This window comes from Streptomyces sp. NBC_01294, from assembly GCF_035917235.1.
GTDB classification, from domain to species: Bacteria; Actinomycetota; Actinomycetes; order Streptomycetales; family Streptomycetaceae; genus Streptomyces; species Streptomyces caledonius.
Map to the genome: position 1 here is coordinate 3,118,395 of NZ_CP108423.1, position 24,667 is coordinate 3,143,061.

The 24,667-nt window shown below is 70.9% G+C and carries 21 protein-coding genes and 1 pseudogene; 8 read left to right on the plus strand and 14 right to left on the minus strand.

What is annotated here, in order from left to right:
- Positions 1-38: 38 nt before the first annotated feature.
- The 10 genes and pseudogenes from OG534_RS13845 to OG534_RS13890 all read right to left on the minus strand — a co-directional run bounded on the left by OG534_RS13845 (position 39) and on the right by OG534_RS13890 (position 11,820).
- On the minus strand, positions 39-437 hold the full coding sequence (locus tag OG534_RS13845) for a cytidine deaminase (protein ID WP_319724002.1): 399 nt from the start codon (positions 435-437) through the stop codon (positions 39-41).
- Positions 434-1,696, minus strand: a complete 1,263-nt coding sequence (locus tag OG534_RS13850; protein ID WP_326588395.1) for an ABC transporter permease — start codon at positions 1,694-1,696, stop codon at positions 434-436. The genes OG534_RS13845 and OG534_RS13850 overlap by 4 nt, the downstream gene beginning before the upstream one ends.
- Entirely contained in the window at positions 1,693-2,808 is a 1,116-nt protein-coding gene (locus OG534_RS13855) for an ABC transporter permease (protein WP_326588396.1), read from the minus strand. The genes OG534_RS13850 and OG534_RS13855 overlap by 4 nt, the downstream gene beginning before the upstream one ends.
- Positions 2,805-4,463 carry an ABC transporter ATP-binding protein gene (locus tag OG534_RS13860; RefSeq protein WP_326593599.1) on the minus strand — a complete coding sequence of 553 codons (1,659 nt, stop codon included), beginning with the start codon at positions 4,461-4,463 and terminating at the stop codon, positions 2,805-2,807. The genes OG534_RS13855 and OG534_RS13860 overlap by 4 nt, the downstream gene beginning before the upstream one ends.
- A gap of 216 nt (positions 4,464-4,679) precedes the next feature.
- The gene (locus OG534_RS13865; protein WP_326588397.1) at positions 4,680-5,741 is read right to left on the minus strand and encodes a BMP family lipoprotein; all 1,062 of its coding nucleotides are present in this window, start codon (positions 5,739-5,741) and stop codon (positions 4,680-4,682) included.
- Positions 5,742-5,970: 229 nt separating this feature from the next.
- A complete protein-coding gene (locus OG534_RS13870; protein WP_326593600.1) occupies positions 5,971-7,215 on the minus strand; it encodes an amidohydrolase in 1,245 nt (414 codons plus the stop codon).
- A gap of 136 nt (positions 7,216-7,351) precedes the next feature.
- Complete coding sequence (locus OG534_RS13875) at positions 7,352-8,626, minus strand: hypothetical protein (protein WP_326588398.1); 1,275 nt, start codon at positions 8,624-8,626, stop codon at positions 7,352-7,354.
- Positions 8,627-8,674: 48 nt separating this feature from the next.
- Complete coding sequence (locus OG534_RS13880; protein ID WP_326593601.1) at positions 8,675-9,586, minus strand: N-acetylneuraminate synthase family protein; 912 nt, start codon at positions 9,584-9,586, stop codon at positions 8,675-8,677.
- 426 nt (positions 9,587-10,012) lie between these two features.
- Positions 10,013-10,384: pseudogene (locus tag OG534_RS13885) on the minus strand (cytidylyltransferase domain-containing protein); the annotation flags it as partial.
- A complete protein-coding gene (locus OG534_RS13890; RefSeq protein WP_326588399.1) occupies positions 10,381-11,820 on the minus strand; it encodes a DUF6716 putative glycosyltransferase in 1,440 nt (479 codons plus the stop codon). The gene OG534_RS13890 and the pseudogene OG534_RS13885, both read right to left, overlap by 4 nt.
- Before the next feature lie 176 nt (positions 11,821-11,996).
- On the opposite strand from OG534_RS13890, the gene OG534_RS13895 reads away from it, so the two are divergent.
- Together OG534_RS13895 and OG534_RS13900 are read left to right on the plus strand one after the other, a co-directional pair.
- Positions 11,997-12,977: a glycosyltransferase family 2 protein gene (locus OG534_RS13895; RefSeq protein WP_326588400.1), complete on the plus strand. Its 981-nt coding sequence runs from the start codon at positions 11,997-11,999 to the stop codon at positions 12,975-12,977.
- Positions 12,977-14,401, plus strand: a complete 1,425-nt coding sequence (locus OG534_RS13900) for a polysialyltransferase family glycosyltransferase (RefSeq protein WP_326588401.1) — start codon at positions 12,977-12,979, stop codon at positions 14,399-14,401. The genes OG534_RS13895 and OG534_RS13900 overlap by 1 nt, the downstream gene beginning before the upstream one ends.
- 52 nt (positions 14,402-14,453) lie before the next feature.
- Here OG534_RS13900 and leuE read toward each other — a convergent pair whose 3' ends face one another.
- The gene (gene leuE, locus OG534_RS13905) at positions 14,454-15,104 is read right to left on the minus strand and encodes a leucine efflux protein LeuE (RefSeq protein ID WP_326588402.1); all 651 of its coding nucleotides are present in this window, start codon (positions 15,102-15,104) and stop codon (positions 14,454-14,456) included.
- A gap of 45 nt (positions 15,105-15,149) precedes the next feature.
- Entirely contained in the window at positions 15,150-16,730 is a 1,581-nt protein-coding gene (locus tag OG534_RS13910; protein WP_326588403.1) for an acyl-CoA mutase large subunit family protein, read from the minus strand.
- Between the two features lie 433 nt (positions 16,731-17,163).
- Between OG534_RS13910 and OG534_RS13915 the strand changes: the two genes are divergently transcribed.
- Positions 17,164-18,036 carry a L,D-transpeptidase family protein gene (locus OG534_RS13915; RefSeq protein ID WP_398564862.1) on the plus strand — a complete coding sequence of 291 codons (873 nt, stop codon included), beginning with the start codon at positions 17,164-17,166 and terminating at the stop codon, positions 18,034-18,036.
- 259 nt (positions 18,037-18,295) lie between these two features.
- Here the strand turns inward: OG534_RS13915 and OG534_RS13920 are convergent, their stop codons facing one another.
- Complete coding sequence (locus OG534_RS13920; RefSeq protein WP_326588405.1) at positions 18,296-19,339, minus strand: hypothetical protein; 1,044 nt, start codon at positions 19,337-19,339, stop codon at positions 18,296-18,298.
- On the minus strand, positions 19,339-20,091 hold the full coding sequence (locus OG534_RS13925) for an RNA polymerase sigma factor (protein WP_326593602.1): 753 nt from the start codon (positions 20,089-20,091) through the stop codon (positions 19,339-19,341). The genes OG534_RS13920 and OG534_RS13925 overlap by 1 nt, the downstream gene beginning before the upstream one ends.
- A 339-nt stretch (positions 20,092-20,430) precedes the next feature.
- Here OG534_RS13925 and OG534_RS13930 point away from each other — a divergent pair, with 339 nt between their 5' ends.
- The 5 genes from OG534_RS13930 (at position 20,431) to OG534_RS13950 (ending at position 24,614) form a co-directional block, all read left to right on the plus strand.
- Entirely contained in the window at positions 20,431-21,036 is a 606-nt protein-coding gene (locus OG534_RS13930) for a 2-oxo-4-hydroxy-4-carboxy-5-ureidoimidazoline decarboxylase (RefSeq protein WP_398564860.1), read from the plus strand.
- Between the two features lie 152 nt (positions 21,037-21,188).
- The gene (gene sdhC / locus OG534_RS13935) at positions 21,189-21,569 is read left to right on the plus strand and encodes a succinate dehydrogenase, cytochrome b556 subunit (RefSeq protein WP_326588406.1); all 381 of its coding nucleotides are present in this window, start codon (positions 21,189-21,191) and stop codon (positions 21,567-21,569) included.
- 5 nt (positions 21,570-21,574) lie between these two features.
- Positions 21,575-22,069, plus strand: a complete 495-nt coding sequence (locus tag OG534_RS13940; RefSeq protein ID WP_326588407.1) for a succinate dehydrogenase hydrophobic membrane anchor subunit — start codon at positions 21,575-21,577, stop codon at positions 22,067-22,069.
- 23 nt (positions 22,070-22,092) lie between these two features.
- Entirely contained in the window at positions 22,093-23,847 is a 1,755-nt protein-coding gene (gene sdhA, locus OG534_RS13945) for a succinate dehydrogenase flavoprotein subunit (protein WP_326588408.1), read from the plus strand.
- Positions 23,847-24,614, plus strand: coding sequence for a succinate dehydrogenase iron-sulfur subunit (locus tag OG534_RS13950; protein WP_326588409.1), 768 nt, complete (start codon positions 23,847-23,849; stop codon positions 24,612-24,614). Before sdhA ends, OG534_RS13950 begins: the two co-directional genes overlap by 1 nt.
- Positions 24,615-24,667 lie beyond the last annotated feature (53 nt).

A 24,667-nucleotide genomic window follows, 5' to 3' on the forward strand; every position in this document is an offset into this window, starting at 1 on the left:
CCCTCCGCCCGGCAGGGGGCGAAGGGCCGTCGGCACGGCTATCTCAGGTGGTCGGGCCCGAAGGCCTGGGGCAGCATCTCCGCCAGCGGGAGGATCCCCTTCGGGGTCTCCACCAGCAGGTCCGGTCCGCCGAACTCGAAGAGCAGCTGGCGGCAGCGGCCGCACGGGACGAGGATCTCGCCCCGGCCGTCGACGCACGTGAAGTGCGTGAGGCGGCCGCCGCCCGTGGCCTGGAGGGAGGACACCAGACCGCACTCGGCGCACAGGCTGAGTCCGTAGCTCGCGTTCTCCACGTTGCAGCCGACGACCGTGCGGCCGTCGTCGACAAGGGCGGCGACCCCGACGGAGAAGCCCGAGTACGGGGCGTACGCCCGGGACATCGCGTCCCGGGCGGCCGTCCGCAGGGCTTCCCAGTCCACGGCGTGGGCCGGGGTCACTTGCCCTGGCCCTTGCGGTACGGCATGCCGTCCGCCTTCGGCATCCGCAGGCGCTGCGCCGACAGGGCGAGCACGAGCAGCGTGGTCAGGTACGGGGCCGCGTCGACGAACTGGCTCGGCACCGAGTCGGTCAGCGCGTACCAGACGAACAGCAGCGCGGCGAAGGCCGCCGAGATGCCGGCCTGGATGTGCTTCTTCTTGTAGAGCTGCCAGGCGCAGACCAGCACGAGCAGGATCGCGATCAGCAGCAGCATCGCGTGGACGTTCTCGGCGCCACCGCGCAGCTTGAGGCTGTCGATGAAGCCGAACAGGCCCGCGCCCAGCGCCATGCCGCCCGGCATCCAGTTGCCGAAGATCATCGCGGCGAGACCGATGTAACCGCGGCCGCCGGTCTGGCCCTCCTGGTAGATGGGGCTCGCGACCTCGGACAGGTACACGCCGCCGAGGCCCGCGAGGGCGCCCGAGATGATCACGGCGATGTACTTGTACTTGTAGACGTTGACGCCGAGCGACTCGGCGGCGATCGGGTTCTCACCGCAGGAGCGCAGGCGCAGGCCGAAGGCGGTCCGCCACAGCACCCACCAGGTGGCGGGGATCAGCAGCAGGGCCACGATGGTGAGCAGCGAGATCTCGGTGACCAGGCCGCCGATGACGCCGGCGAGGTCCGAGACGAAGAACCAGTGCTTGCCCTGGAGGTCGGCCATCCAGTCGGACAGACCTGGCACGGTCACCTTGTAGATCGGCTCGACCTGCGGCGACTGCTTGGAGGAGCCGCCCGGCGCCTCGGCGAACGTGAAGTTCGACAGGTACTGGGTGAAGCCCAGCGCCAGGATGTTGATGGCCACACCGGAGACGATGTGGTTGACGTTGAAGGTGACCGTGATGATCGCGTGCAGCAGGCCGCCGACGGCGCCGCCGGCGATGCCGACGAGCACACCGGTCCACGGGCCCCACTGGTAGCCCGCCCAGGCACCGAACCAGGTGCCGAGGATCATCATGCCTTCGAGGCCGATGTTGACGACGCCCGCGCGCTCGGCCCACAGGCCGCCGAGGCCGGCGAGGCCGATCGGGACCGCGAGGGAGAGGGCGCCGGAGACCTGGCCGATGGAGGTCAGGTCGTTGGCCCCGCTGATCAGGCGGACCATCGAGATCAGCGCGAGGCCGCCCGCGATGATCAGCAGGATCCAGGGCAGGGTGAGCTTGCGGCGGCCGCCCGTGGCGGGTGCCGCCTTCTTCGTGGAAACGGTGCTGGCGCTCACGCCGCGACCTCCTTCTCGGTCTTCATGGCGTGGCCCGCGGCCAGCTCCTCGCCGACCTTCTGCTGCTGGCGCCGGATGCCGTAACGACGGACGAGCTCGTACGAGACGACGACCGCGATCACGATCAGGCCCTTCATGATCGTGCCGATCTCCTTGGCGTAGCCGGCCGTGTCGAGGCCGGCGGACGCCTTGTCGATGAAGGCCATCAGGAGTGCGGCGAAGAAGATGCCGACGGGGCTGTTGCGGCCGAGCAGGGCGATGGTGATGCCGGTGAAGCCGACGCCCACGGGGAAGACGAGGGTGTACGTGTGGCTCTCACCGAGCAGCACCGGCATGCCCGACAGACCGGCGACGGCACCGGAGATGAGCATCGCGGTGACGATCATCTTCTTGGAGTCGACACCCGAGGCCGCGGCGGCGGACTCGCTGGCGCCGCTGGCGCGCAGGTCGAAGCCGAAGCGGGTGCGGTTGAGCACGAACCAGTAGACGATGCCGAGCGCGAAGGCCACGAAGGTGAAGCCGTAGATCTCGCCCGAGTCGCCCATGGACAGGGCCGGGAACCAGCCGGACTGGGCGATCTCGCCCGTCGTCAGGTCGTTGGAACCCTCCACCTGGACGCCGAGGTTCTTCGGCAGGATCAGCCAGGCGATGAGGCTCGTCGCGATGGCGTTGAGCATGATCGTGGAGACGACCTCGCTCACGCCGCGCTTGGCCTTGAGGACGCCCGCGATGCCGGCCCAGAAGGCACCGGTCAGCATCGCGACGACCACGATCAGCAGGATGTGCAGCGGGCCGGGCAGCGCGACGGCGCCGCCGACCACGGCGGAGATCATCGCGGCGAGCCGGTACTGGCCGTCGACACCGATGTTGAAGAGGTTCATGCGGAAGCCGATGGCGACGGCCAGGGCTGCCAGGTAGTACGTGCCGGCCTGGTTGACGATCAGGACCTGGATGTCCTCGTAGCTGCCGTTCTCCACCATGAGGCGCAGCGGCTCGATCGGGTTGATGCCCGTCGCTCCCAGCACGATCATGGTCAACGCGAAGGCGGCCACCAGGGCGAGCACCGGCCCGGCAATGGCGAGCAGCAGCCGGTCCTTGTCGAATTTCTTCATCGGGCCTCGTCCTCCGTCGTGTCACCGTCGGCAGCGGCGGAGTGGTTGTCGGTTGCTTCCAGGTGCCCCGAGGCGGCGCCCGTCATGGCGGTGCCCAGCTCCTCGGGGGTCACGGTCGCGGGGTCGGCGTCCGCGACCAGGCGGCCGCGGTAGATCACGCGCAGGGTGTCGGACAGGCCGATGAGCTCGTCCAGGTCTGCGGAGATCAGCAGTACGGCCAGGCCTTCGCGGCGGGCCTCGCGGATCGCGTCCCAGATCTGCGCCTGCGCACCGACGTCCACACCGCGGGTGGGGTGGGCGGCGATGAGGAACTTCGGGTTGTGGCTCATCTCGCGGCCGACGATCAGCTTCTGCTGGTTGCCGCCGGAGAGCGAGGCCGCGGTGACCTCGATGCCCGGGGTGCGGACGTCGTACTCGCGCACGATCCGCGCGGTGTCCTTGCGGGCCGCCTTCGGGTCGAGGATGCCGTTCTTGGAGTTGGGCGCCTCGGTGACGTGGCCGAGGATCCGGTTCTCCCAGAGCGGGGACTCCAGCAGCAGGCCGTGGCGGTGGCGGTCCTCGGGGATGTACCCGATGCCGCCCTCGCGGCGCTTGCGCACCGGGGTCTTGGTGATGTCCTTGCCGTCGAGCGTGATCACGCCCGTGTCGGCGGCGTTCATGCCCATGAGGGCTTCGATCAGCTCGGTCTGGCCGTTGCCCTCGACACCGGCGATGCCGAGGATCTCGCCCTTGTGGATCGTGAAGGTGATGTCGTCCAGCAGGAGACGGCCTACCGCGACCTTCTCGTAGATGGCGGAGTCCACGGGCACCGCAGGCGCCAGGACCTCCGGCTCGGCGACGACGGAGTCGCTCGCGGCGAGGGTCAGGCCCTCCACCTTGAGCATCGGGACGTCCGTGACGGTCGACTCGCGGGTCTCCGGCGAAGGCAGCTCCGCGCCGACCATCAGCTCGGCGAGCTGCTTGGTGGTGGCGGTCCTCGGGTCGGCGGTGCCGACCGTGGTGCCGCGCCGGATGACGGTGATGTCGTCGGCGACCTTCAGCACCTCGCCCAGCTTGTGCGAGATGAAGATGACCGTCAGGCCCTCGGCCTTGAGCTCGCGCAGGTTGTCGAAGAGTGCGTCCACCTCCTGCGGCACGAGCACGGCGGTCGGCTCGTCGAGGATGAGGATCTTCGCGCCGCGGTAGAGGACCTTGAGGATCTCCACGCGCTGGCGGTCGGCGACACCGAGGTCCTCGACCAGGGCGTCGGGGCGTACGCCGAGGCCGTACGCGTCCGAGATCTCCTTGATCTTCTTACGGGCCTTGGCGCCGATGCCGTAGAGCTTCTCGCCGCCGAGGACGACGTTCTCCAGGACGGTGAGGTTGTCGGCGAGCATGAAGTGCTGGTGCACCATGCCGATGCCGCGGGCGATGGCGTCGCCGGGGCTGCTGAAGGAGACCTGCTCCCCGTCGATGGCGATGGTGCCCTCGTCCGGCTTCTGCATGCCGTAGAGGATCTTCATCAGGGTCGACTTTCCGGCGCCGTTCTCGCCGATCAAGGCATGGACCGTGCCCTTGCGGACGGTGATCGCGATGTCCTTGTTGGCGACGACGCCGGGGAAGCGCTTGGTGATGCCGTGCAGTTCTACGGCGGGGGGCGGGCTGGACGCGTTGATGACGCACTCTCCTTGGCGCGGAAGGAGCGGAAGGCAGGGGGGACAGGGCGGGGAGAGAAAGTATCGCGTCCACGATGCTTCTACGCGCGTAGCACTGTCGGAAGTGAAAACTTGCGGCCACGGGGCCGCTTGGTCACAGAACGTGGCTCGGGGCCCGGGAGCGATAACGACCGCTTCCCGGACCCCGGAGACCAGGACTACATGTCAGAGACGGCCTTACGGCGTGGTCTTGACGACGATCTTCTTGGCGATGATGTCGGCCTTGGCCTTCTCCACCGCGGCGATGACGTCGGTCATCTCCTTGTACTTCGGGTTGGAGTCGGCCAGGCCGACGCCGTCCTTGTCCAGACCGTAGCGGATCTCACCGGTGGTCGGCTTGCCGTCGACCACGGACTTGATCAGGTCGTAGACGGAGTCCGAGACGTCCTTGGTGACCGAGGTCAGGATGGCGTCCTTGTACTTCGCCAGACCGGCCTGGTTGTACTGGTCGGAGTCGACACCGATGGCCCACTTGCCCTTGGCGGAAGCGGCCTCGATGGCACCCGAGCCGGCCAGACCCGCGGCGGCGTAGACGACGTCGGCGCCGCCGGCGTCGAGCTGGCCCTGCGCAGCGGCCTTGCCGAGGTCGGGCTTGGCGAAACCGTCGAAGTTCGGCGGCTGGGTGAGGTACGCGGAGAGCACCTTGGCGTTCGGGTTGGTGTCCTTGACGCCCTGGATGAAGCCCGCCTCGAACTTCTTGATCAGCGGAACCTCGACACCGCCGATGAAGCCGACCGTGCCGGTCTTCGACACCTTGGCGGCGGCGACGCCGGCCAGGTAGGAGCCCTGCTCCTCGTTGAAGACCATGTTGGCGACGTTCGGGCCGGTCACCGAGGTGTCGTCGATGATGCCGAACGTGGTGTTCGGGAACTTCGGCGCGACCTTCTTGATGGCCGGGGCGTAGGCGAAGCCGACGCCGATGACGGGGTTGTTGCCCTTGCGGGCAAGCTCGGTGAGGCGCTGGACCTTGTCGGCCTCGCCCTCACCGTCGGTGGGCTCCGCCTCGGCGCCCTTGACCTTGAGGTCGGTTTCGGCCTTCTTCAGGCCGGCGTAGGCGGCGTCGTTGAACGACTGGTCGCCGCGGCCACCGATGTCGTACGCGATGGCGGCGGTCTTCTGACCCGACTCCGAGGGGGAGGCGGCAGCGTCCGACGACTTCTTTCCACCACAGGCGGTGGCCGAGAGGGCCAGCGCCGCGGACGCGAGGCCCACGGTGGCGATCCTGGTGATCCGGCGCAAGGGGAGGCTCCTTCAAAACCTGACCGAAGCGCCACGACCGGCGCTGGTTTCGCGGCGATCGTAACGCGCGTAGATGTCAGTTAAAGGCCCGTTCATGAGTCGTTATCGGATCGTCGTGAACCAGACAGTGACCGATTGGTAACTCCCTTTGTGCCCAGCCCTTGCGTACCAAGGGCTGGGCACCTCCGCCGGGAGAGCCGCCGATGTTGTAGTGACTTCGCCCCTGCGGCTACCGGGCGGGCACGGTACGGACTCCGTCGAGCAGCGCGGTGGCCGTGAAGAACTCCACGCCGACGCCGATAGCGGACTCGTCCACGTCGAAGTCCCCGCGGTGCAGGTCGTGCTTGGCGGTGTCACCGGGCGTACGGACCCCCAGGCGGGCCATGGCGCCCGGGACATGCTCCAGGTACCAGGAGAAGTCCTCCCCGCCCAGGCTCTGCTCGGTGTCCTCGACCGACTCGGCGCCGCAGCGGACCGTCATCGCCTCGCGCAGCAGCTCGGTGATCACCGGGTCGTTGACCACCGGCGGCACCCCGCGCACGTGGTTGATCTCGAACTTGGCCCCGTGCATCGTCGCGATCTCGTCGATCGCCGCGTGGATCATGTCCGGCGCCTCGTGCCAGGCATCCAGGTCCAGGCACCGTACGGTCCCGGACAGCTCGGCGTGCATCGGGATGACGTTGCAGGCGTGCCCGGCCTCGATCCGGCCCCAGGTGACCGACATGCCCGAGCGGGCGTCCATCCGGCGGGCCAGCAGGGCCGGGGCGTCGACGGCGACGCGGGCGGTCGCCGTCACCAGGTCGGTGGTCAGGTGCGGCCGCGCGGTGTGCCCGCCGGAGCCGGAGAGGCTGACCTCCAGCCGGTCGCAGGCGGAGGTGATGGGGCCGGCCCGCAGACCGATCCGACCGGCGTCGACCCGGGGGTCGCAGTGCACGGCGACGATCCGGCCCACGCCGTCCAGGACCCCGGACTCGATGGCGTCGGTGGCCCCGCCCGGGAGCACCTCCTCGGCCGGCTGGAAGAGCAGCCGCACGGGGCGGGGCAGCAGGCCCTGGCGGTCGAGTTCGGCGAGGACCAGGCCGGCGCCGAGGACGACCGCGGTGTGCACGTCGTGGCCGCAGGCGTGGGCGCGGTCCGGGAAGGTCGAGCGGTACGCGACGTGCGTCTTGGCGTCCGGGATGGGCAGGGCGTCGATGTCCGCGCGCAGGGCCAGCATCGGCCGGCCCCCGTCCCAGGTGCCGACGTCACAGATCAGGCCCGTGCCGGACTTCAGCACCCGTGGTCGCAGGCCGGCTTTCTCCAACCGGGCCTTGATCGCCGCGGTGGTACGGAATTCCTGGTGCCCGAGCTCCGGGTGCATGTGCAAGTCCCGGCGGAAGGCGATCAGTTCGGCACGCAGGTGGTCCGGAAGTTTGCCGGGCAGCTCGGGCCGGTCGGACGCGGCGGGCTGGGCGGTCTGGGACTCGCGGGACATCAACTGGTTCACCCGTTGAAGGGTAGGCGCACGGACCGGTCAACTGGCCGGGGATCAGCAAAAGTTCATGCCGTTAGGGGAAAGAAACCCGGCCTCTGGCGCATGACCGGGGGCCACCGGGGGTAAACTCGCGCGCTCATCCGGCCGTAGGAGCCGCCTGAGCGGGCAGTCTGCGCACATCACGGGCGGTGTCGGTGACCCCGGCGAGGAAGGTGCGGGCGCGCGCGGACGCGGACCCGGTGAGCCAGGCGGGGTCGACATCGCATACGGCGACCGTCACACCGGTACCGGTCAGTGCGTAGGGCAGCGTGTGGACGACCGTGGACGGAAAGCTGACGATCGTTGCGCCGACCGGCCCGCGCCGGGCGATCAGCTCCAGCGGCAGGTCGGGGCGGACGATCTCCAGCCCGGTCGCCCGGCTGAGCGCGCGCAGCTTCTCCGGGGACTCCCGGCGGTGCGCGAAGTAGCGGGTGGCCCCGTGCTCCAGGGTGAGCGCGCGCACCGCCTCCAGATAGCGGGCCGGGTCCACCACGCCGGTCTCCACCAGCGAGGTCCCGACCAGGTCGGTGCCCTTGGTCAGGCGGGGCGGGCCGAAGCGGGCGCGGGTCCAGGCGAAGTCGTTGACCCGCAGCGTCATCCCGCCGTGGGCGGTGACCGGCATCGAGCTGAAGACCTCGACGCGGCGGGCGCGGCGGGCGGCCGGGGTGAAGCGGCGGCGCGCGGTCGCCGAGACGGGCGCGTACGCCAGCTCGCGGACGCGGCCGGGCAGCCCCCCGCCGCCGACCCGGTGCCAGCGTACGAGGCGTTCGCCGCGGGCGGTCTGGGCGATGAACTCCATGGTGGCGGTCCCGTCGTCGACCACCACGAGCTGCTCGGCCCGCACGAGGGTGAGCAGCAGCTGGACGTAGCGCGAGAAGGGGTCGCCGACGACGACCGTGCGCGCGGCGCGCACGTCGCGCGCCAGCGCGGCCAGCGCCTTCAGCGGGGCGAACCGGCTGCCGCGCGCCTCCTGCCACTGGACCTCGTACCCCTCGTCCCGGGCCAGTGCGGCCATCCGGCGCAGCTGGCCGCGGGACATGGGGTCGGTGGGCGGCAGGACGACGATCCTCAGAGCGGGCACCGCGCCCGCCGGACGGGGGCCGGGGCCGGAGGCCGGGGCCGGGGCCGGAGCCCCGGATGCGGCCGGGCCGGGATCCGTCGCGGCGGGGCGGCGCACCCGCTGGCTCGGGACGCCGTCCAGGCTCGGGGCGCCGTCCAGGCTCGGGACGCCGTCCAGGCTCGGGACGCCGTCCGGCTGCGGTCCCTGCGGGCGAGGGCCCGCCGGGGTGCCCGGCGCGTACGCCCACTCCAGCACGTTCAGGAGTTGGACCGGGCTCTCGACGAACGCCAGGGTGGAGGCGGAGGGGGTCACCACGTACTCCTTGTGGGTGGGCGGAACGCGTACGCGCCGGACCGGAGGTCAGACGGCTGCCAGCTCGCCCCGGACGCGGCGGAGCTTCTTCATGGGGCCCAGCTCGGACTCGTAGACCCGCTTGACCCCGTCGCCGAGGGCGGTCTCGATGGTGCGGATGTCGCGGACCAGGCGGGTGAGGCCGCCGGGCTCGACGGAGGCGGCCTGGTCGGAGCCCCACATCGCGCGGTCGAGGGTGATGTGGCGCTCGACGAAGGTGGCGCCGAGGGCGACGGCGGCGAGGGTGGTCTGCAGGCCCGTCTCGTGGCCGGAGTAGCCGATCGGGACGTTGGGGTACTCCTCCTGGAGGGTGTTGATCACCCGCAGGTTGAGCTCCTCGGCCTTGGCCGGGTACGTCGAAGTGGCGTGGCAGAGAAGGATGTTGGCGCTGCCGAGCACCTCCACCGCGTGGCGGATCTGCTGCGGGGTGGACATCCCGGTGGACAGGACGACGGTGCGGCCGGTGGCGCGCAGCGCGCGCAGCAGCTCGTCGTCGGTGAGGGAGGCGGAGGCCACCTTGTGGGCGGGGACGTCGAACTTCTCCAGGAAGGCGACGGCCTCGGTGTCCCACGGGGAGGCGAACCAGTCGATGCCGCGCTTGGCGCAGTGGTCGTCGATGGCGCGGTACTCGGCCTCGCCGAACTCGACCTTGTGGCGGTAGTCGATGTAGGTCATCCGACCCCAGGGGGTGTCGCGTTCGATGTCCCACTGGTCGCGCGGGGTGCAGATCTCCGGGGTGCGCTTCTGGAACTTCACGGCGTCGCAGCCGGCTTCGGCGGCGGCGTCGATGAGGGCGAAGGCGTTGCCGAGGTCGCCGTTGTGGTTGATGCCGATCTCGCCGACGACGTAGACGGGGCGGCCGGGGCCCGCGGTGCGCGCTCCGAAGGTGCGCAGGCGCGAGTCGGAAGTGGAGGTCGTCATGGCAGGGGGCGTCCTTCGGTGCGGGGATGTGCGGGGTGTGGGCTGCGGGTCAAGGAGTGGGTCGGGCTGTGGTGCGGGGTGGGGGGCGGAGGGTGCGCCGGCACGCGCGTCGGGGCGCGGGTCGAGCAGGGGTGCGAGCAGTTGGGCGCGGGCCAGGTCGTGCGGGTCGTCGATCTCCAGGACCCGCGCGGGGTCGGTGACGACGGGCAGGGTGCGGCCGAAGAACCGGTGGCGCGCGCTGCGGAAGCCGGTGGCGTCCATCGCGTAGGCGGCGCCGGTCTCCAGCAGGTCCTGCGGCCGGTCCTGGCGGCGGGGGCGGTACGAGGCCTCGTGATTGACCCCGGTCCCGGAGCCGTCGGCTCCGTCCCGCCAGAGGAAACCGTGGAAGGGGGCCACGGTCAGGGCCGAGTCGGCCGCGCCGGAGGCGACGGCGGCGGCCACGGACTCGACGTCGGAGGCGCTGATGAAGGGGCTGGTGCACTGGACGAGGAGGACCACGTCCACGGTGAGGGAGTGCAGTTCCTCGAAGGCGGCGAGCGCGTGCAGGAGGGCGGCCTCGCTGCTCGCGGTGTCGCCGGAGATCGCGGTGGGGCGGGCGATCACGTCGGCACCGGCGGCGCGGGCGGCGGCGGCGATCCCCGCGGAGTCGGTGGAGACCACCACGTCGGTGACGGTCGGCGCGGCCCGGCAGGCCAGGACGGCGCGGGCGACCAGCGGGGTGCCGGCGACCTCGGCGAGGTTCTTGCCGGGGACTCCCTTGGAGCCGCCGCGGGCCGGGACCACGGCGAGGACCCTCACAGCTCCCCCATCCTGCGGATCACCGGGGCCACGCGCTGCACACCGTGCCGGTACGCGCCGCGGGCGGCCTCGCGCAGGTGGGCGCGGAGCCGGCGGCGCAGCCGGGACTCCCCGGCCGCCGCGCGCACCGCGCCGGGCAGCGGGGTGCCGTCGGGCGCGAGGTGGTGCCGGGCGAGGATCCCGGGCAGGTACCCGGGGGCGGTGGTGAGCGTGTAGTACGGCGCGGGCGAGGGCAGCCGGGCCGCCACCACCATCCCGGCGACCTTCGCCCGGGCGACGGCGTAGGCGTCGTCGCCCGCGGCGGGCTCGGCGGACGGCCCCGGCGCGGCAGCGCCGGGGGCAGCGGGCGTGGCGTCGGCCGGACCCGGTTCGGCCGCCTGCCGCGCGGCCTTGCCCGCCACAACCGGCACCGGCGCCGGCGCGGCCGCGGCCGGACCCCGTACTCCCTGGGCCGCCAGCCAGTCCGCGTCCCCCTCCGGGAGCAGCCCTGCGTCGAGCTGGTCCCAGGAGGCCAGGCAGCCGGAGCCCAGGAAGTGGTGGTTGCCGAGGGCCTCGCGGATGCCGAGGTCGGTCAGGACCGCCGTGGGGATGGAACGGTGCAGGGACTCCAGGGCGGCGGTGGAGGAGACGGTGACCAGCAGGTCGGTGCCGTCCAGCACCTCGCCCATGTTCCCGTACACCAGGCGGCAGTTGGCGGGCAGTCCGCCGGGGATCCGCTCCGCGAGCCGCTGGTAGGGCTGCTCCTCCAGGTGCGTGGTGTGCTCCCCGGGCTTGCTGCGCAGCTTGATCAGCACCTCGCGCTCCGGGTGCAGTCGCGCGTGCCGGGCCGCCCGCTCCAGCAGGTAGGCGCGGTCGGCGCGGCTGTCGGGGACGGAGGGCTGGACGGCGAAGACCACCGTGTGGGCCCGGCTCCCGACCGGCTCGTACGGCGCCCCGCCCAGGAAGGGCAGCGCGGTCTCGGTGACGGCGCCGGCGTCCGCGCCGACACCTTCGTAGACCGTGCGGAAACGCTCCGCGTCGTGGCGGGAGTTCGCGAGGACGAGGTCGGCCCCGTGTCGCAGCAGCAGCCCGTCGGCGAGCTTCTCGTATACGACGCCCACGTAGCCGGTGACGAGTACGGGGCGCTTCGCCGGGGCGGGCCACAGGGCGCGGGCCCCGTGCAGCACGGCCTGGACGGCCCCGCCGACGAGCGCGAGGACGACGACGTCGTAGCGCTCGCGCTCGATCTCGGCGAGGAACTCGGCGCAGGTCACCTCTGACAGCCGGTCGGCCCGCACCCCCACCTCGCCGAGCTGGCGCGCGGTGGGTGTGGCTCGGCCGCGCAGCAGGTATCCGGTGAGCTGGTGGTCGGGTACGAGACGGCGGGCGGTGAGTGCGCCCCATTTCCATCGCGTATCGGAATCGGCGAGTACGGCGACGCGTTTGCGTTCTGGCACGCGGCAGAAGCTATTCCGCAATTCCGGTGATCGGCCCAACGAACGCACAACAGCGGGTTAACAACGTGTCGACTGAATGCGAAAGCGTACGGGTTAACTCGCCCGCCCCGCGCCGTTCACATGGAATCCTCATCCGGGCCACAGTGAATGCCGGGCGGCGCCCTAATGTCTCGCAGGTGCCCAAGCTCTCTGTTGTCGTGCCGTTCTACAACGTGCAGACATATGCACCGGATGCCCTGAAGAGTCTCGAAGTCAACGCACGGGAGGATTTCGAGTTCCTGCTCGTCGACGACCGTTCGACGGACGGGACGCCCGACCTGCTGGAGCGGGCGGCGCGCGAGCTGCCGGGGGCGGTGCACCTCAGACACGAGCGGAACGGGGGCCTGGCCACCGCGCGGAACACCGGTCTGGACGCGGCCCGCGGCGAGTACGTGACCTTCCTGGACGGGGACGACTGGCTCGCCCCCGGCCACCTGGCCCGGGTACTGGCCGCCATAGAGGCACTGAACTGCGATTTCGTCCGCACGGACCATGTGCGGTGCACCGGCAGGTCGCGGAGCGTGCAGCGCGTCCCCTTCGGTCCTCAGTCGGTGGTCGCCGACCCGCGCACCGCGATCCTGCCCGTCGACCGGGCCACCTCGGTGGACTACCCGTACGCCTGGGCCGGCATGTACCACCGGCGGCTGCTGGACCGCGGGCTGCTGCACTTCACCGACGGACTGCGGACGGCGGAGGACCGGCCGTGGATCTGGCGGCTGCACCGGGAGGCGCAGTCCTTCGCGGCGGTCGGATTGCCGGGGATCTTCTACCGGCGCGGGGTTTCCACCTCGCTGACGCAGATCAAGGACGAACGGCAGCTCGATTTCATCCGCGCATTCGATCAAGTGTTGGCGGACGTCATCACCGACCGGGAATCCGGCCTGCTGCTCCCGAAAGCCGTCCGCACGTATTGCGCAATTATCGCGCACCATTTCGGATCCATCGAAAGGTTTGAACCGGCCGTGGCCAGGAAACTCCGCTCGATGAGCGCGGCCGCGCTCGGCCGCATGCCCCGGGACGTACTGGACCAGGTCCTGGACTCGATGGACGTCGAACGCTCCACCGTGCTGCGCCGCCTGCGCGGCAGCCGCCGCACCCCGTCGGGAGCGACCGCCTGATGCCCACGCAGATCTTCCTGGCCTCCACCCTCTACGGTGCGGCCACCCTCGCGGCGGGCATCGACGCGGACGCCTTCCCGCCCGCCGGCCGCCGGATCCTGCTGACCAGCAACCACGCCGTCACCGCCGAGGTCACCCCGGGGCTCGCGGACATGCCGGGCTTCGCCGCCCTGCGCAGCCGCTTCGACGAGGTGCTCGACTGGAACCGGGTCATCGAGCCCCAGCACCCGAGCAGCTGGGCCCCGCGCGCCGAAGACGTCCCGATCTGGGAGCGGCAGCTGCGCGCGCTGTGGGGCCTCGGCGAGGACCGCGTCGAGCTGATCGTGGAGTCCTTGCAGGTGCCGCCGGCCCAGACCCTGTGCCGGCTCTTCCCGGGCGCGGCGGTCGACGTCTACGCCGACGGGCTGATGAGTTACGGACCCACGCGCTTCCGGCTCGATCCACAGCTCGGGATGCGCGTGCGGCGGGTGCTGCACCTGGACCTGGTGCCGGGGCTGAAGCCGCTGCTCCTGACGGAGTTCGGGGTGCGGGTGGAGCTGGTGCCGACGGAGCCGTTCCTCAAGGTCCTCGCCGAGCTGGCCGACCTCACCGAGGCCGGGGAGCTCGCCGAACGCACCGCGCTCACCGAGCCGGGTGGGGCCGGCGACCCCGCCAAAGCGCCCGGGCCCGCCGCGTCGGGACCCGAGCCGGCGCGGCCCCCCGCCCTCCTCCTGGGCCAGTACCTCTCGGCGCTCGACCTGATGAGCCTGGCCGAGGAGGAGGAGCTGCACGTGTCGATGGTCCGGGGCGCGCACGCCCTCGGCCACCGCGATCTGGTCTTCAAGCCGCACCCCGGCGCCCCGGCCGCGTACTGCCGCCGGGCGCAGGAGGAGGCCGCGCGGCTCGGTGCGCGCCTCACCGTGATCGCCGCCCCGGTGCTGGCCGAGACCCTCTACCAGCGGCTTCGCCCGGCGCTGGTCGTCGGCTGCTTCTCCACCGGTCTGCTCACGGCCGCCACGCTCTACGGGCTCCCCGTGGCCCGGACCGGCACGGAGGCGGTCCTGGCCCGCCTGACCCCGTACCCGAACAGCAACCGCGTCCCGCTGGCGCTGGTCGACGCCCTGCTCCCGGACCTCGCGGACGCGGAGGCGGTCCGCGCCTGGACGCCCCCGGCCCCCGAGCAGGTCCGCGAGGAGCCGGCCGGGCTGCTCACCGCGGTCGGGTTCACGATGCAGCCGCAGATCCTGGCCGCGCACCGGCCGGCGGCCGAGGCCTACCTGTCACGGCACCTGACCCCCCGCACCTGGCGGTACTTCACCCGCCGCCGGCTGACCTCGCTGGGCCTGCCGGGCGGCATTCCGGCGCAGCTCTCGTTCCTGCCGCGCAGCCGGGCGGTGCGCCGGGCCGTACGGCGGATGGCGTGGCTGCGCCGGGTGGTCAGCTGAGGCGTCCCTCAGCCGAGGGGCGCCTCAGCCCACGGGCCTCGGCTGACGGGCGTCAGCTGACGGCGAGCTTGGCCGCGAAGCCCAGGAACAGCACGCCGGCCGCCGAGGTCGCCCCGGCCGACAGCCGCTTGCGCCGGCGGAAGGCCGCCGCGAGACGGGTGCCGCCGAATATCAGCAGCGTCAGGTAGAGGAAGCTGCCGGCCTGCAGCAGACCGCCCAGGACCAGGAACGACAGCGCCGGGTAGGCGTAGGACGGGTCCACGAACTGCACGAAGAAGGACATCAGGAAGAGGATGGCCTTCGGGTTGAGGAGGCTGATCAGCAGCGCCCGCCGGTAGGGCCGCTCGCTCTCGCCCGGGTCGGCGGGGGCGGCGGCCTCGGCCTCCGTCCGCTCCCGTCGCGTGCGCCACAGCGCCCACGCGCCCCGCATCATCCCCACGGCCAGCCACGCCAGGTAGCCGGCCCCGAGGAACTTCACCACGGTGAACACCAGCGGGCTCGCCCGGAGCAGCGCCCCGGCGCCCACCGCGGTCAGCAGCATCAGCACGGCGTCGCCGGTGAACACCCCGGCGGCGGCCTTGTATCCGGTGCGCACCCCGCGGCGGGCGGCGACGGACAGCACGTAGAGCGAGTTCGGCCCCGGCAGCAGAATGATCAGCACCAGGCCGGCGAGATACGTCGAAAGATCGGTCACACCCAGCATGCGCAGGAGTGTCCCATGAGGACACACCTGACAGTCCAGTGGGTTTCACCATGTGGAACCGCTCGGCTCGTACGTCCCCCACACCTCCCGCAGCGTCCCGCACACCTCTCCCACCGTGGCCCGGGCCCGCAGCGCCTGCTTCATCGGGTACAGCACGTTCGCCGTCCCGGCCGCCGCCTCCCGCAGGGCCGCGAGCCCCGCCGTCACCGCCTCCCCGTCCCGCTCCGCCCGCAGCCGCGCGAGCGCCGCGCACTGCCGCGCCTCGATGGCCGGGTCCACGCGCAGCGGCTCGTACGGCTCCTCCCGCTCCAGCGCGAAACGGTTGACGCCGACCACCACCCGCTCCCCGCTCTCGGTCTCCTGCGCGATCCGGTAGGCGTTCCGCTCGATCTCGCCCTTCTGGAAGCCGGCCTCGATCGCGGCCACCGCCCCGCCCAGGTCCTCGACCCGCCGCATCAGGCCGCGCACCTGCTCCTCCAGCTCGTCCGTCATCCGCTCCACCGCGTACGACCCGGCGAAGGGGTCCGCGGTGTGCGGCACGTCCGTCTCGTACGCGAGGACCTGCTGGGTGCGCAGCGCGAGGCGGGCCGACTTCTCCGTCGGCAGCGCGATCGCCTCGTCGAAGGAGTTGGTGTGCAGCGACTGCGTGCCGCCGAGCACCGCGGCGAGGGCCTGCACGGCCACCCGTACGAGGTTCAGCTCCGGCTGCTGCGCCGTGAGCTGGACCCCGGCCGTCTGGGTGTGGAAGCGCAGCATCAGCGACTTCGGATCCCGGGCCCCGAACTCCTCCCGCATGACGCGGGCCCAGATCCGCCGGGCCGCACGGAACTTCGCGACCTCCTCCAGCAGCGTGGTGCGGGCGACGAAGAAGAAGGAGAGCCGGGGCGCGAACTCGTCGACCGCCATCCCGGCCGCGAGCGCCGTACGGACGTAGGCGATGGCGTCGGCGAGGGTGAAGGCCACCTCCTGCGCGGGCGAGGCCCCGGCCTCGGCCATGTGGTAGCCGGAGATGGAAATGGTGTTCCACCGGGGGATCTCGGCCCGGCAGTAGCGGAAGGTGTCGGCCGTCAGCCGGAGCGAGGGCTCGGGCGGGAAGATGTACGTCCCGCGCGCGATGTACTCCTTCAGCACGTCGTTCTGGATCGTCCCCGTCAGTTGTGCGCCCGAGATGCCCTGTTCCTCCGCAACCAGCTGGTACAGGAGCAGGAGCAGCGCGGCGGGCGCGTTGATCGTCATGGAGGTGGAGACCCGGTCCAGGGGGATCCCGTCGAACAGCGTCCGCATGTCGTCGACCGAGTCGACGGCGACCCCCACCTTGCCGACCTCTCCGTGCGCGAGGGGCGCGTCGGAGTCGTGCCCCATCTGCGTCGGCAGGTCGAAGGCGACGGACAGCCCGGTGCCGCCGCCCTCGATGAGCTGCCGGTAGCGGGCGTTGGACTCGGTGGCCGTGCCGAAGCCGGCGTACTGCCGCATGGTCCACGGCCGGCCGGTGTACATGTTCGGATAAATCCCCCGAGTGTAGGGGAAGTCGCCCGGCGCGCCCAGCTCGGCGTCCGGGTCCCACCCCGTCAGGTCGCCGGGCCCGTAGACCGGTTCGATCGGGATTCCGCTCTCGGTACGTGCCATGTGACGAAGACCTCCTTGAAGTGATCTCCCGGCCGAAGCCATGAGACTCCCTCCTACCTTGCGGTGGTGGGCTTGACGCGCGCGGCGCGCCTGACGACTGCCCTTCCGGCAGCCGGGATGAGCGCGAGGCGGCCCGCCGTACCAAGGTGTCTCGACTCACAACCGCCAGAGCGTCCAGGCATATAGGTCGCTCGAGATGAAATCCAGATATACCCAGCTGCGCTCAAGCCTTTCCTTGCCGGACGTGACACAGACATCGCAAGACGGACGTAGAGCCACCGGGCCCGGGACTGGTACAACCTTGCCCGCGCATCGCTTCGTAAGGCCGCGGACGGCTGCTGGTCACAATGGCGCAACATCCCGGGACTCAGTGCAACTGTCCATGCGGGCGAAGCATCACCTAGATACACAACGTAGAAACCGGGGGACTGCAATGCAGCGCCAGAGAGTCATAATCCGCACGATCGGGGTGGCAACCGCCGTCGCGCTCGCCGCGACCGCCTGCGGGCCGCAGAAGACGGAGTCCGCCGGCTCCGCCTCCTCGGCTTCGTCTTCGCCCACGGCGGGCGCCTCCCCCGAAGCTTCTCCGACCACCGACAACAAGCCCGGCGAGGCCTCGCCGTCGGCCTCTGCCTCCGCTTCGGCCTCGCCGTCGGCCTCCCCTTCGCCCTCGGTGAAGCAGATCATGGCCAACGGCGACGACACCGATCAGGTGCGCGAGCTCCAGGCCCGCCTGCGGCAGCTCAAGCTGATGTCGGTCGCGCCGACCGGTTTCTACGGTTCCAAGACGACCGCCGCGGTCAAGTCCTTCCAGTCGAAGAACGCTCTGAACGCGACCGGTTCGGTCGACGAGGCCACCTGGAAGAAGATCCAGAGCGCCAGCAAGAAGCCCACCGCCGCCGAGCTGCGCCCGCCGACCGTCAACGAGGTCGACGCCCCGGACCCGCGCTGCATGGAGGGCCGGGTCATGTGCATCAGCAAGGAGAGCCGCACCCTCGCCTGGATGATCGACGGCAAGGTCATCTCGACGATGGACGTGCGCTTCGGCTCGGAGAACACCCCGACCCGCGAGGGCGTGTTCAAGGTGGACCGCAAGGAAAAGGACTGGACGTCCACGCTCTACCACACGGCCATGCCGTACTCGATGTTCTTCAGCGGCGGCCAGGCCGTGCACTACTCGGCCGACTTCGCGGCCCGCGGCTACAACGGCGCCTCGCACGGCTGCGTGAACGTCCGGGACAAGGGCAAGCTGTCGGCGCTCTTCGGCCAGGTCAACGTCGGCGACAAGGTCGTCGTCTACTGGTGATGCCGGGCCGGATGACGTGGGACCGCGATCCGGTCCCACGAGGTCGAGGCGAGCACGAGGTCGAGGCGACCACGAGGTCGAAGTAAAGGGCGCGGGCAGGGCCGGGGGAACGTGCCCCGCCCGCGCCGGTTGCGCAGAGCCCAGGGGTACGGGGGGAACCCCGGCTCATGCGCGGCCGATGACCAGTCGGCTCGTTATGTACTGCGCCACCGGTTCGAAAAGTGTTACAGCCGGGTGAGCACACCGGCCGGCACGCGGATCAGCGGCCGGTGCCCGGGGCCGCGGAGACCAGCGGGACCGCCCGTTCCAGGGTCGTGGCCCTGAGCGGCCCGTCCCGCAGCGGGGAGTCGCCGCGCGCGCCGCCGTCGGAGTTCCCGTCCAGTACCGACTTGCAGTAGTCCGGGATGCGGGTGAGCCCGTCGGCCAGGCGCGAGAGCCGCTCGCGGCGGTCGTCGTCGAGGCGGCCCGTCCGGTACCCCTCGCAGAGGCTCACGGCCTTGAGGCGGTTCTGCTCCCGCTCGCGCTCGCGGTCCCTGCCGTCGTCGCCGGGCCCGAAGGTGTCCCGGTCCCGGTCCCCGTCCTTGCCCGCGCCGCTTTGGCCGTCCTGAACGTCCTTGTCCGAGCCGCCGGTCGTCGAGGTGCCCGACGAGGTCCCCGCGTTGCCTCCGGTCCCGGGGGCCGTTCGCCCGTCCGCGCTCGGCGGCTGGGGCGTGCCGGGGCCGGCCGTCGGACTCGAACCGTCCGGCGGCGGGGAGGACAGCAGCTTCGGGGTGAGGGTCGGTGCCCCCGTGCCGGTGCCCGGTACCGGGGTCTCGCCGGCGCTGACGGACATCGCCGGTCCGGGTCCCGCGGTGTCGTGCCGGGCCCGCTCCAGCAGCCCGGCGCCCGCGGCGGCGGCCAGGCCGCCGACGGCGACGCTCGCCAGGGCCGCGGCCAGGCCGAAGCTCACGGTCCGCCCGCGCCGGGGGGCCACGCGTGCGGGGGCGGTGCGGCTGATTTCCACGAGCCCGACGAGGGGTTCGCCGGATGCGGCGACGCCGGGCCGGGCCACCGCGGGACCCGCGGCGCCGTGCGCCGCGCGGAAGGCGGCCACCGCCGCGGCCTCGCCTGGCAGTTCCGCGCCCGCGGCCGACGGCTCGGCCGCGGCTCCCAGGGATTCCAGGGTGTCCAGGGCGGCACGCAGCCGGGCGGCCTGCATGCGGGCACGCGGATCAGCGGCGGGCCCCACAGGTTCCGCCGGTTCACCGCGCAGCAGTCTGTCCGCCGCGGCTTCGTCCAGCCACCTGTTGCGCTCGTCGGCCATCACATGTCCTTCTGCGTCCGCCAACGTGAATGCGTCACACCGGTTTGTTCTACGAAGCCCCCGCCTCGGCCACGCTGCGCGGGTACGGCGTCGAGATCCCTCCCGCCCCCGCCGTCCCACTGCCGGCCATCGGCATTATGGCCGACCCGGCCGCCCGGCTCGGAGCCGGTGCCCTGGTCCGGCCCGAACCCGGCCTCCGCGCCCTCGGCGCCGATCAGCTCGGCCAGCTTCTTCAAGCCGCGGTGCGCGGCGGTCCGTACGGCGCCGGGCCGCTTGCCGAGGGTCTCGGCCGCGCTCTTGGCGTCCAGCCCGACCACGACCCGCAGGACGACGGCCTCGGCCTGGTCCTGCGGAAGCTGCGCGATGAGCGCCATGGTCCGTCCGGTGGAAAGGGACTCCATCGCCGCGCCGGCGGTGTCGCACTCGGCGGCCCAGCCGGTCAGCTCGGTGTCGTCGCCTCCGATGGCCGGGCGGCGGCCGCGCATGCGGATGTGGTCGAGGGCGCGGTTGCGGGCGACGCGGGCGGCCCAGCCGCGGAAGCGGTCGGCGTCTCCGGTGAAGGAGTCGAGGTCGCGGGCGATCTGCAGCCAGGCTTCCGAGGTCACGTCCTCCGCGTCGCCGTCTCCGACGAGCGTGCGTACGTAACCGAGCAGCCGTGGGTGCACGGCGCGGTACACAGCACGGAACGCGTTCTCGTCGCCGTCCTGTGCCGCGAGCACCGCGGCGGTCAGCTCCGCGTCGTCCCCCAGCAAAGTCCCCAACCCGTTCACTGTCCTGTACGTGTGGCGCAAATCAGCACGTTACGGCTTTCAAGCACCTCTCGTCCACGAGTGATACAACGCGCAACCAATCCTGTGCGGAGCGAGGTGTGACACAAAACGCACTCGGGGCGCTGACAGGGGTACGGGCTTGTCGCACGAGCCCGTGACGGATGGCGGCCGGGGCCTCTCCTGTGGGGGGTGGCGGCCTCGGTCGCCCTCCCCCTTCCGGGCCACCACCATGCCCGCCCTTCGCGCTCACGTCATCCTTTCGGCTCACTTCCGGGTGAAATCCCCGCATGGGTACGACACACCCTGCCCTGCGTCGATAGCGTGGCGGGACACCCGCGCCGCGTCCCGAGGAGCCCCCCGCTGTCCAGCCACCTTCCGGCACAGGCCCGCGGCAGCTCCGATCCTTCACACGGCTCCGGACTGGCGCGGTTCAACGCCCTGTCCCCCGAAGCCGCCCAGGCCGCCCTGCTGCAGTGCTGCGGCAGCCGGCGCTGGGCGCACCGGGTGGCCACGCACCGCCCCTACCCGGATCCCGGCACCCTGCTCGCCGCCGCGGACGAGGCCTCGTACGACCTCTCGCAGGCCGACCTGACCGAGGCGCTGGCCGCCGAGTGCTCGGCGGAACTGGACCACGGGGCACCGTACGCGGCGCTGCTGGCGCTCGACGCGGCCCACGCCGAGTACGAACGGAAGTTCGGCCACGCCTTCGTCATCTGCCTCGACGGCCACCCGCCGGAGGAACAGGCGGACCAGCTGCTCGGGGCGATCCGGCGGCGGATGGGACACGAGGTCGACGAGGAGCGCTCGATCTCGGCGGACGAGCTGCGCCGTGTCGCGCAGGCCAGGCTCTGGGATCTGACACGCTGGCTGACCTCCCCGCATGGGCCGTCTGGCGCGGAAATCGGGCTATTCGCCCCTGTGGGATAGTCCGTACGTGCCTGTTTGATCACACCGATGGCCCCCGCGCAAGGGAACCGACAAAGCGTCGCTACGATGTCCGGGGCCGGAGGACCGTACCCGGCCGGGCCCGACCGACAAAGAAGCCGGCTGGCCCCCGCCCCGCTTCCGGAGGGTTTTCCGTGCCGGCTGGAACGTTGTACCGCGGCCGGGAAGGAATGTGGTCCTGGGTGGCTCATCGAGTCACCGGCGTCCTCATCTTCTTCTTCCTGTTCGTACACGTCCTCGACACCGCACTCGTCCGCGTCTCTCCCGAGGCGTACGACGATGTCGTGGCTACCTACAAGACTCCGATCGTCGCGCTGCTGGAGTACGGCCTCGTCGCCGCCATCCTGTTCCACGCGCTCAACGGTCTTCGTGTCATCGCCGTGGACTTCTGGTCCAAGGGCCCCCGCCACCAGAAGACGATGCTCTGGTGGGTCGTGGGCATCTGGATCGTGCTGATGGTCGGGGCCCTGTACCCCGTACTGGGCCACGCCTACCTTGAACTGTTCGGGAAGTGACACGCATGTCTTCTGACACTTCTTCCGTCGACATGACCAAGGGCGACGGCGGGTCCGTATCGGGTCTGTCGCTCTACGACATCGACAACCCGGCGCCGTACATCGAGGCACCGCGCAAGCGCACGGGCAAAACGCCCCGCTCGACCCGCGGCAACTTCGAGATGGTCGCGTGGCTCTTCATGCGCCTCTCGGGCATCGTGCTCGTCGTCCTCGTCATCGGCCACCTGCTGATCCAGCTGGTGCTGGACGGCGGCGTCTCCAAGATCGGCTTCGCCTTCGTGGCCGGCCGCTGGGCGTCCCCGTTCTGGCAGGTCTGGGACCTGCTGATGCTGTGGCTGGCCATGCTGCACGGCGCCAACGGCCTGCGTACCGTCATCAACGACTACGCGGAGCGTGCCAACACGCGGCTGTGGCTGAAGGGCCTGCTCTACACCGCCACGGTGTTCACCATCCTTCTGGGCACGCTGGTGATCTTCACCTTCGACCCGAACATCCGCTAGGCAACGGGGCTGAGGCGAAACCAATGAAGATCCACAAGTACGACACCGTCATCGTCGGCGCGGGCGGCGCGGGCATGCGCGCCGCCATCGAGTCGACGAAGCGCAGCCGCACCGCGGTGCTGACGAAGCTCTACCCCACCCGCTCCCACACGGGCGCCGCGCAGGGCGGCATGGCCGCCGCGCTGGCCAACGTGGAAGAGGACAACTGGGAGTGGCACACCTTCGACACGGTCAAGGGCGGTGACTACCTGGTCGACCAGGACGCCGCCGAGATCCTGGCGAAGGAGGCCATCGACGCGGTCCTCGACCTGGAGAAGATGGGCCTGCCGTTCAACCGCACGCCGGACGGCACCATCGACCAGCGCCGCTTCGGCGGCCACTCGCGCAACCACGGCGAGGCGCCGGTCCGCCGGTCCTGCTACGCCGCGGACCGCACCGGTCACATGATCCTCCAGACGCTGTACCAGAACTGCGTCAAGGAGGGCGTGGAGTTCTTCAACGAGTTCTACGTCCTGGACCAGCTCCTGGTCGAGGAGGACGGCGTCAAGAAGTCGGCCGGTGTGGTCGCGTACGAGCTCGCCACCGGCGAGATCCACGTGTTCCAGGCGAAGGCCGTCATCTACGCCTCGGGCGGCACCGGCAAGTTCTTCAAGGTGACCTCCAACGCGCACACCCTCACGGGTGACGGCCAGGCGGCCTGCTACCGCCGCGGCCTGCCGCTCGAGGACATGGAGTTCTTCCAGTTCCACCCGACGGGCATCTGGCGCATGGGCATCCTGCTGACGGAGGGCGCCCGCGGTGAGGGCGGCATCCTCCGCAACAAGGACGGCGAGCGCTTCATGGAGAAGTACGCGCCGGTCATGAAGGACCTCGCGTCCCGTGACGTCGTCTCGCGCTCCATCTACACCGAGATCCGTGAGGGCCGCGGCTGCGGTCCCGCCGGTGACCACGTGTACCTGGACCTGACGCACCTCCCGCCGGAGCAGCTCGACGCCAAGCTCCCGGACATCACCGAGTTCGCGCGTACGTACCTGGGCATCGAGCCCTACACGGACCCGATCCCGATCCAGCCCACCGCGCACTACGCCATGGGCGGCATCCCGACCAACGTCGAGGGTGAGGTCCTCAGCGACAACACCACCGTCGTCCCGGGCCTGTACGCGGCCGGCGAGGTCGCGTGCGTGTCGGTGCACGGCGCGAACCGCCTGGGCACCAACTCTCTGCTGGACATCAACGTCTTCGGCAAGCGCTCCGGTATCGCCGCGGCCAGGTACTCGCAGGAGAACGACTACGTCGAACTCCCGGAGAACCCGGCGCAGCAGGTCATCGACCTCGTCGAGCACCTGCGCAACTCCACGGGCAACGAGCGGGTCGCCGAGCTGCGTCTGGAGCTCCAGGAGACGATGGACGCGTGCGTGATGGTGTTCCGTACGGAGCAGACCATCAAGACCGCGGTCGAGAAGATCGCGGAGCTGCGCGAGCGCTACAAGAACGTGTCCGTCCAGGACAAGGGCAAGCGCTTCAACACGGACCTGCTGGAGGCCATCGAGCTGGGCAACCTGCTCGATCTGGCCGAGGTCATGGCCGTGTCCGCGCTGGCGCGCAAGGAGTCCCGCGGCGGTCACTACCGCGAGGACTACCCGAACCGCGACGACGTCAACTTCATGCGCCACACCATGGCGTACCGCGAGGTGGACGCCGACGGCAAGGACTCCGTCCGGCTGGACTACAAGCCTGTCGTCGTCACCCGCTACCAGCCGATGGAGCGTAAGTACTGATGGGCACCCCGACCCTGTCCAAGACGGACACGATGGAAGCGGCAGCCGCCGCCTCGCCGTTCATCACGGTCACCTTCCGGATCCGCCGCTTCAACCCGGAGATCTCGGAGGAGTCGACCTGGCAGGACTTCCAGGTCGAGATCGACCCGAAGGAGCGCGTGCTCGACGGTCTCCACAAGATCAAGTGGGACCTCGACGGCACGCTGACCTTCCGTCGCTCGTGCGCGCACGGCATCTGCGGCTCCGACGCGATGCGGATCAACGGCAAGAACAGGCTCGCCTGCAAGACGCTGATCAAGGACATCAACCCGGAGAAGCCGATCACCGTCGAGGCCATCAAGGGCCTCACGGTGATGAAGGACCTTGTCGTCGACATGGAGCCCTTCTTCCAGGCGTTCCGTGACGTCATGCCGTTCCTGGTCACCAAGGGCAACGAGCCGACGCGCGAGCGCCTGCAGTCCGCCGAGGACCGCGAGCGCTTCGACGACACCACCAAGTGCATCCTGTGCGCCGCGTGCACGTCCTCGTGCCCGGTGTTCTGGAACGACGGCCAGTACTTCGGCCCGGCGGCGATCGTCAACGCGCACCGCTTCATCTTCGACTCGCGTGACGAGGCCGGCGAGCAGCGGCTGGAGATCCTGAACGACAAGGACGGCGTGTGGCGCTGCCGCACGACCTTCAACTGCACCGACGCGTGCCCGCGTGGCATCGAGGTCACGAAGGCGATCCAGGAAGTCAAGCGTGCGCTGATCACGCGCCGCTTCTGACCTTCTGGTCCGTGTCTGTACGAGGGCCCCGTCCCCGGTTCGTCCGGGGGCGG